The 6552-nt window shown below is 68.4% G+C and carries 8 protein-coding genes; 2 read left to right on the top strand and 6 right to left on the bottom strand.

The window, feature by feature from the left end; all coding sequences use genetic code 11:
• Positions 1–352: 352 nt before the first annotated feature.
• The gene (locus IF30_RS0116040) at positions 353–1891 is read left to right on the top strand and encodes a ParB/RepB/Spo0J family partition protein (protein ID WP_078891415.1); all 1539 of its coding nucleotides are present in this window, start codon (positions 353–355) and stop codon (positions 1889–1891) included.
• The gene (locus IF30_RS0116035) at positions 1888–2826 is read left to right on the top strand and encodes a ParA family protein (protein ID WP_051710388.1); all 939 of its coding nucleotides are present in this window, start codon (positions 1888–1890) and stop codon (positions 2824–2826) included. Before IF30_RS0116040 ends, IF30_RS0116035 begins: the two co-directional genes overlap by 4 nt.
• A 257-nt stretch (positions 2827–3083) precedes the next feature.
• Here IF30_RS0116035 and IF30_RS0116030 read toward each other — a convergent pair whose 3' ends face one another.
• The 6 genes from IF30_RS0116030 to IF30_RS43665 form a co-directional block, all read right to left on the bottom strand.
• A complete protein-coding gene (locus IF30_RS0116030) occupies positions 3084–3605 on the bottom strand; it encodes a single-stranded DNA-binding protein (RefSeq protein WP_030238032.1) in 522 nt (173 codons plus the stop codon).
• Between the two features lie 12 nt (positions 3606–3617).
• Positions 3618–4493, bottom strand: coding sequence for a hypothetical protein (locus IF30_RS0116025; protein ID WP_030238029.1), 876 nt, complete (start codon positions 4491–4493; stop codon positions 3618–3620).
• Positions 4441–4980 carry a RusA family crossover junction endodeoxyribonuclease gene (locus tag IF30_RS45275; RefSeq protein WP_078891414.1) on the bottom strand — a complete coding sequence of 180 codons (540 nt, stop codon included), beginning with the start codon at positions 4978–4980 and terminating at the stop codon, positions 4441–4443. The genes IF30_RS0116025 and IF30_RS45275 overlap by 53 nt, the downstream gene beginning before the upstream one ends.
• A 142-nt stretch (positions 4981–5122) precedes the next feature.
• Positions 5123–5455: a hypothetical protein gene (locus IF30_RS0116020; protein WP_030238026.1), complete on the bottom strand. Its 333-nt coding sequence runs from the start codon at positions 5453–5455 to the stop codon at positions 5123–5125.
• A gap of 251 nt (positions 5456–5706) precedes the next feature.
• Entirely contained in the window at positions 5707–5874 is a 168-nt protein-coding gene (locus IF30_RS47900; protein WP_158835177.1) for a hypothetical protein, read from the bottom strand.
• Positions 5875–5984: 110 nt separating this feature from the next.
• Entirely contained in the window at positions 5985–6512 is a 528-nt protein-coding gene (locus IF30_RS43665) for a hypothetical protein (protein WP_051710386.1), read from the bottom strand.
• Positions 6513–6552 lie beyond the last annotated feature (40 nt).

Below are 6552 nucleotides of genomic sequence, written 5' to 3'. Positions count from 1 at the left end.
CCCCCAAGACCCACCCCCCACCCGCAGCACCCGCGCCGAAAACGACCCGCGCCAGCTCAGGTTCAGGGACCTGGCTACCTACGCCGAGCGGTGGCCGGCGCGGCGGGCCTGGCCCCAAGGGCGTTCCGCGGGGCTTGACGCAGTGGCGATCGACGGTGCGGCAGGCACGCGAACAGGTCCTCCTGTGAACGGCGGATTGACCCTTGGCGCCAGCGGAGTACCTGCCGAGCCGGTGGACGAGCCTGGTGTTTCCCGGGGAAACGCGGCCCAGTCGGGGACGTCAGGTGAAACTGGCCGGCATCGCGGCCGATAGCCTCAGACCCGACACATCCCGACAAACGAGAGGAGAACCGTGGCGATCAAGGTGGACAAGCCCGGACGGAACCTCAAGCCGTCAACTGCTTCGGCATCGAAGGATGCAGAAGGCGGCGGCGCAGGCTCGGCGCCACCCACCGTCGCTGAGCAGCCGGCTGCCGATAGCGGTCCCAAGGTGACCGACGTACCGGACCGCGACTGGGACATCCTCAACATCCCGCTGGACCAGATCGCACCGAACCCGTACAACCTCCGCGATATGGGCGACCTCGAGGAAATCGCGGAGAGCCTCAAGCAGCCGGCCGGTCTGCTGGAGCCCGTGTCGGTGATGCATCGAGAGGAGTTCGCAAGGTTCTATCCGGAAGCTGCGGAGAGCATCACGCAGAAGTACGTGCTGGGCTTCGGTGAGCGGCGTTGGCGTTCTCACTTCCTGGCCGGCCTGCGGCGCATCCGCGCGGTACTGCGCGATGACCTGGCCCCGACCATCCGCGAAGAGCTGATCAAGGAGAACTGGCACCGCAAGCAACCCACCGAGTACGAGGAGGCGCTGCAGTTCGGCCTGTTCGAGGGCATGTCCGTCCGAGAGATCGCCCGCCGGCTCAACATCAAGAGCCACAGCACGGTGCAGAAGCGCCTGGACCTTCTCAAGCTCCCGCAGGAGCTCCAGCAGGCCATGGCCAAGAAGGAGCTGGGCTACTCCGACGCACGCAAGCTGCTGGGGTTCGAGGACAAGGAACAGGCCGTCCAGGCCTGGGAGCTGGTCCGGGGAAAGGACATGACGCTGGACGATGCGATGCGGCACGTCTTGCTCGGACACCAGCGCGGTGCGGAAGAGGAAGAGTCACTCGAGGCCGCCAAGCCCGAGGTCGAGGTCGAACGGCCGACGGAAGTGGACGAGGCGGAAGCTGAGACTGCTTCCGAGGCCGTTGCGGCAGCGCCTCCGGCGGCGGAGCCCGCTGTTGTGTCAACGCCTGCGGAGCCTCGGGAGAGCGCCGCTGCCGCGCCCGCCGCTGCGGAGGCCTCGGCTGCTCCCGCCCAGCCCCGGCCGGCCCCGGCCGCTCCCGTTCAGAGCCGGGCTGAGAAGGCGGAAGGGAAGCGGGCGCTGGAGCGACGGGTCGCCTCGGCAGACCGTGAGCAGGCTTGCATCTCGCTGCTCAGCGATCCCCACGCCTACACCTTGGAGGGCGTCGACGGGGTGATCTCGAGGGCTCTGCTCGGTGGCACCAACCAGGCCGCCCGGGTTCGCGCCCACGACTGGCTGCAGAAGGCCGGGCAGGCCGGGATCAGCGTGAAGGATCCCGAAAGCTACTTCGAGGCGGTACTGTCCTCCAAATCCGCTGACCTCATTCACCATGCCTCTCTCGCCACTGCTCTTGCTACCGGCGAGGGCCGCGCAGCCGACCGTCGTCGGCCGAACTGGGACGCGCACGACGCAGCTCACGTGCAGTTCCTGATCACCGCAGCTGGCTATGTACCCGAGACCGCTTGGGAGCGGGAATCGCTGACGCGTCTGGGAGTTGCCCTGAGCGAAGCGGCCCGTGACGAGGCGGAACTGACCGACCAGGAGTCCTTGTGAGCACGAAGCTCCTCCCCATGCAGGAGATCCGCAAGCGCCTGCGGCCCAACGACCGCCTGCACCCGCTGATCATCGCGTTCCTTCTCGCGGCCGGCGGCACGGCGAAGACGACGAGCACCGTCGCCATCGCCTGCATCCTGGCCTTGCGCGGCTACAAGGTCGTCGTCTTCGACCTCGACGCGCAGAGCAACGCCTCCGAGACCCTGTGCCAGGGCGAGGAGCAGCGTAAGCCCGGCAGCAAGACCGTCTGGGACCTGATCAACAAGAGGGCGACTCTCGAGGAGACCCTGCTCCCGGGGCGCTTCCGCGTCGCGCTGGGCACGTCGGAGGACTGCTTCCGGGAGATCCCGAACCTGTACGTCGTCCCGGGCGACCCGGAGCTGATCGACGCCGACACCATCTTCGCCACGCAGCGCCAGAAGTTCTACTGGTTCGCGGACCTCACGGCGGCCTACGAGGACGGCAAGCTCACCGCTGACGACAACGAGATCTGGCTCCTCGACCTGCCAGCCAACTACCAGGGCGTCACCGTCACGTCGATGATCGCCATGGAGGAGGAGGACGAGGTGATCCCGCCGCTTCTGGTGACCGGCAAGGAGGCTGGCGCGCTCAAGAAGCTCTACAAGGCGTTGGAGAAGATGCGCGACGACAACGTCGGTCGCGGTGCGCCCGCCAATCCGACCGTGCACAACATCCTGCTGTGCGCGACTCCCACGCCCTCGCACAGCGCCAAGGAGTACCACGAGACCGTGGAGAAGGTGGAGCTGGACAACCCCGGCAAGATCCTCCCGTACGTCCGGTACAGCGGCGTAGCGGCGGCTCAGTACTCCAAGCAGTGCCCGGTGTCGATCAGCGCCGACTCTTCGGCCCCGGCCCTCGACTACGAAGCCGTCGTGGACGCTCTCGGGTTCCCGGACCTGGAGCCCGGCGAGTAGGTTCCGCAGCAGCAAGCACAACGGCCCGTACGGACCGCGGAAGGTAGTGACTCCCGCGCTCTGTACGGGCCTTGTGCCTGCTCAGCCACCCTACCGAGAAGCAAGGACAACGTCAGGGCTGATCGCCCATCAGGGACCTGGCTTAGCCCGCGAGAACGGCTGGCAGCATGGACGCGCTGGGACCGGTCGTACAGTGGGGCCTTCGCCGGTCAGGGCCCCGGGGCGCCCGGGCCCTGACCGTACGCCCCGCACGCTTATCAGAACGGTGGCTCCTCGTTGAGGCCGCCCTGCGTGTCGCTGCCCCACGGATCGCCCACTGGCCCCTGTGTGGTCCACGGGTTGGGCTGCGACGGGCCCCGGCTTTCCCCACCGCCGCGGCTCTGCTGCCACCCGTTCGTGCTGCTGCGCTCGGATCGCTGCGAGCGCGTCACCTTGGCCGTCGCACCTCGCAAAGAGGGCCCGACGTCCTGGACCTCGACTTCGAAGACGCTGCGCTTCTCGCCTTCCTTGGTCTCGTAGGAGCGCTGCTTGAGGAAGCCCTGAACGATGACGCGCATACCGCGCTGCAGGGACTCGGCCACGTTCTCGGCCGACTGGCGCCAGACGTTGCAGGTGAGGAAGAGGCTCTCGCCGTCCTGCCATTCGTTGGTCTGGCGGTCGAAGGTGCGGGGGGTGGAGGCGATCCGGAACTTCGCGACCGCAGCCCCCGAGGGGGTGAAGCGCAGCTCGGGGTCGTCGACAAGGTTGCCGGTCAGGGTTATGAGCGTTTCTCCAGCCACGGGGGCGGCTCCTTAGGCAGCGGTACGGATGACGGGGCGGGTGTAGTGGATGGTGCGGACGAGGTCGACCTGGCGGTTGCTGTTCGCGACGTCGATGGCGGCCTCGGCGAGGTAGGGGATCAACGGCGCCCAGGGCTCGTTGTGCTTGACCGCACGCTTCTTGGCGCGGTCCCAGGTTCGTTTGACGCTGTCGGGCTTCAGACCGAGGGCTTTGCCGATGGTGACGGCGTCCAGACGCTGCTGGAGGTGTGCTCGGACGATCGCTGCGCTGCGGTCAGCTGCGCGCAGGGCGATCGGTTCACCATCGAAGGCACGGATGACGGCCGCCATGTCAGGTGGCGGGTGCAGCTGTCCTGTGGAGGTGAGCCTCGAATGCCCGACGGGCTGCTCGATCATCGCGTCGTCCCAGTGCAGCGGGCCGGGCCACCGCTGCTCCTGAGCCAGTTGCTGGGCCGCCTCGGCCTGGTCGACGGACACGCCGTGGTGGGTTGGCTCTTGGTCCCAGAGCTGGTCGTACAGAGCCCGGACCTGGGCGTGACGATGGACAGTGTGCCGGGCGCTGTGGGCACGCAGGTGGGTCTGCAGGTGGTCGGCCGGCCAGTCGAGCTCCCCGGCGAGGAACGTCGGCGGGAAGCCTTGATGCACCAGCGCCCGCAGTCGGCGGCGCGTACCCAAGCTGGGCTTCTCAGCGGCGATCTCGAGCGATGCGGGCAGCGGCAGGGCGAGGACGCGCGTGTGGACGAGCGGGGGAACGGGGCGGTTGCGCCAGGCCGCCCGGTAGGTGGGCTGGTTCAGACCGGCGAGGTCACGGATGCCAGCCGGGCTGCTCCCCGTGTCAGTGAGATGCCGCAGATGCGTCGCGGCAAGCAGGTTGGTGGTGCGGGTCACGTGGACTCCAGATACGGATGATCACGCCGGGTCGTGCCAGGGCGCGGGGGTCCTTGCTGCCGACGTAGTGCTTGGCCAGAGCCTCGTACTCGACCACGCGGGCGTCGTCGCGCCAGATCTGAGCGGATGTCAGGGCGTCTTCGGTTGAGCGAACGAGCTTACTGAGGTCGGGGTAGCGGTCGGGGCGGGTGCGCGAGGCGGGGGCGCTCTTGGGGCGGGGGAGGGTGAAGTGCATCTCCGCGACGAGGGGACCGTCCAGGGTTCGCCAGGTCGGTAGGGCAAGTCTGGTCCGGATCGCGGCGGCCTTGACGGCGTCGCGCCAGGGACCGACCAGCTTGCTTGACTCGACCAGGTTCGAGACCAGGTTGCCCTTCTTGGTACGTCGAAGGCCCTTCGGTGACTTGCTGCCCTGGGGGGCGGGCGTGCCGAAGACCGTGCACTCGAAGAGAGGACGGCTCGCGGGGTCGGCCGCGGATTGTTCAAGCAAGGGCGTCTCCTAGGTGGGGACCGTCCGGTTGCAGGACGGGATCGGGGAAGTCGGCAGGGGACCGGCTTCGCGGGTTTGTGGTGCGGCTCGTGGCGGGTGCAGACCCGAGCGGGGCGCGCGGCTGGCGGCTGGCTGTTGGGCATCAGTCGTCGTAGCGGGTGGTATCGGGCCTCCAGAAGTCCGGGTCGGCGGCGTTCCGGAGGTGGTGGCAGTCGTCGCAGATGATGACTCCGCCGTTGGTCACGTTGGTGTCGTATCCGTCGACCAGGTCGGTGCAGTCGTAGCACTGGGCGAGCTCTGCTCCGGAGGTGACGGTGAGACCGGCGACGGCGGCCGCCAGCGTGCTGAGCGTGGCCCTGGCCGGCGGCGCGGTGACGGGGGCTTCGTCCTCGGTGAGGCCGTTGGCGGTTCCTAGAAGGTCCAGGACCGTTGTGACGAGGTGCTGTTGCTCGGCGTCGAGGGTGTCCCACGGCACGCGGCGGCATCCTGGGCTGCGGCCGGTTTGGGGCATGGGTGGATCACGGACAGTGCTCACGGGGGCTCCGCGGGGATTGGTGTGCCGTTGCGGGGCCCTCGACGGCGCATGTCGAAGGGCCCCGCAACGAGTCCTTTTCGGCACTACCAATCCTAGCTCTGCTCAAATGCGCGCGCAATTGAGTAGAGGGGTGGCGGAAACACGAATGCCCTGGTCAGGTGGCCTGTCCAGGGCATTCGTGCGCGGATCTACTAACGGCGCGCGGGGGGTCGCGCCGGGGCCTGCGACCAGCCTCTCCAGTAGTTGCGGTGCCACTCGAACACCGCGGTCCTGCTCACCAGCTCACCGCGGACGCCGACCAGCCGGTACACGCACCCTCCGTACATCCGGTACAGCCGACGCAGGTTGCGCTCCGACATCGGATGAGGCGACTGCGCGATGGCCTCAGCGGCCTGCGCCCACGTGACCAGATCTCGGGGCCGACCAGACAGGTAACGACGGGTCGGGCAGGCCGGCCTCGTCCGGGCGGTCACGAGGCTGCGCCGAGGTTGTGCCGGGCGACGTCCGCGAGCGCCCAGCTGCGCGGCGCGTCAGGAGTCGGTGCACACCGCAGGTTGAGGCAGACGCAGTGCCACTGGCCGCGGATGCGCGCGCTGATCAGTGACCAGCAGAGGCAACCGGGGCAGGTGAGCTTCCCCACCGCCTGGTCGGCATCCCCGGTCTCCATCGCGGCGCGAAGGTTCGAGGCCATCTGCAGCACTTCGTACTCGCTTCGGGCGCTGGCGTCGGCCTGCTGGGCGATGGAGTAGGCGTACGCCGCCAAGTTCTTGCGCCCGATCGGGGCAGGTCCGGAGGCGTGGCGCTGCGCGAACTCCGCCAGCTCACGGTCAAGAAGCTCGGCGACCTCATACACGCGCAGGTTCAGCGGAACCTCTGGGCCGGCCGCGGGCCGGTCCCCTGTCACCACCGCGCCCGCCCTCGTAGAGCCGGCTGTGATCCAGTGGTTGTCTTCTGCGACCCGGTGAGCAGCGTTCGTCCGGGCCTGCTGGTGGCGCATTTCTCTGTTCCCCCCGTTTATTGGCACCCGCCCCCGCACT

It is taken from the genome of Streptomyces sp. NRRL S-350, from assembly GCF_000719705.1.
In the GTDB taxonomy this organism is placed as follows: domain Bacteria; phylum Actinomycetota; class Actinomycetes; order Streptomycetales; family Streptomycetaceae; genus Kitasatospora.
This window is presented reverse-complemented; position numbering and strand designations above follow the sequence as displayed.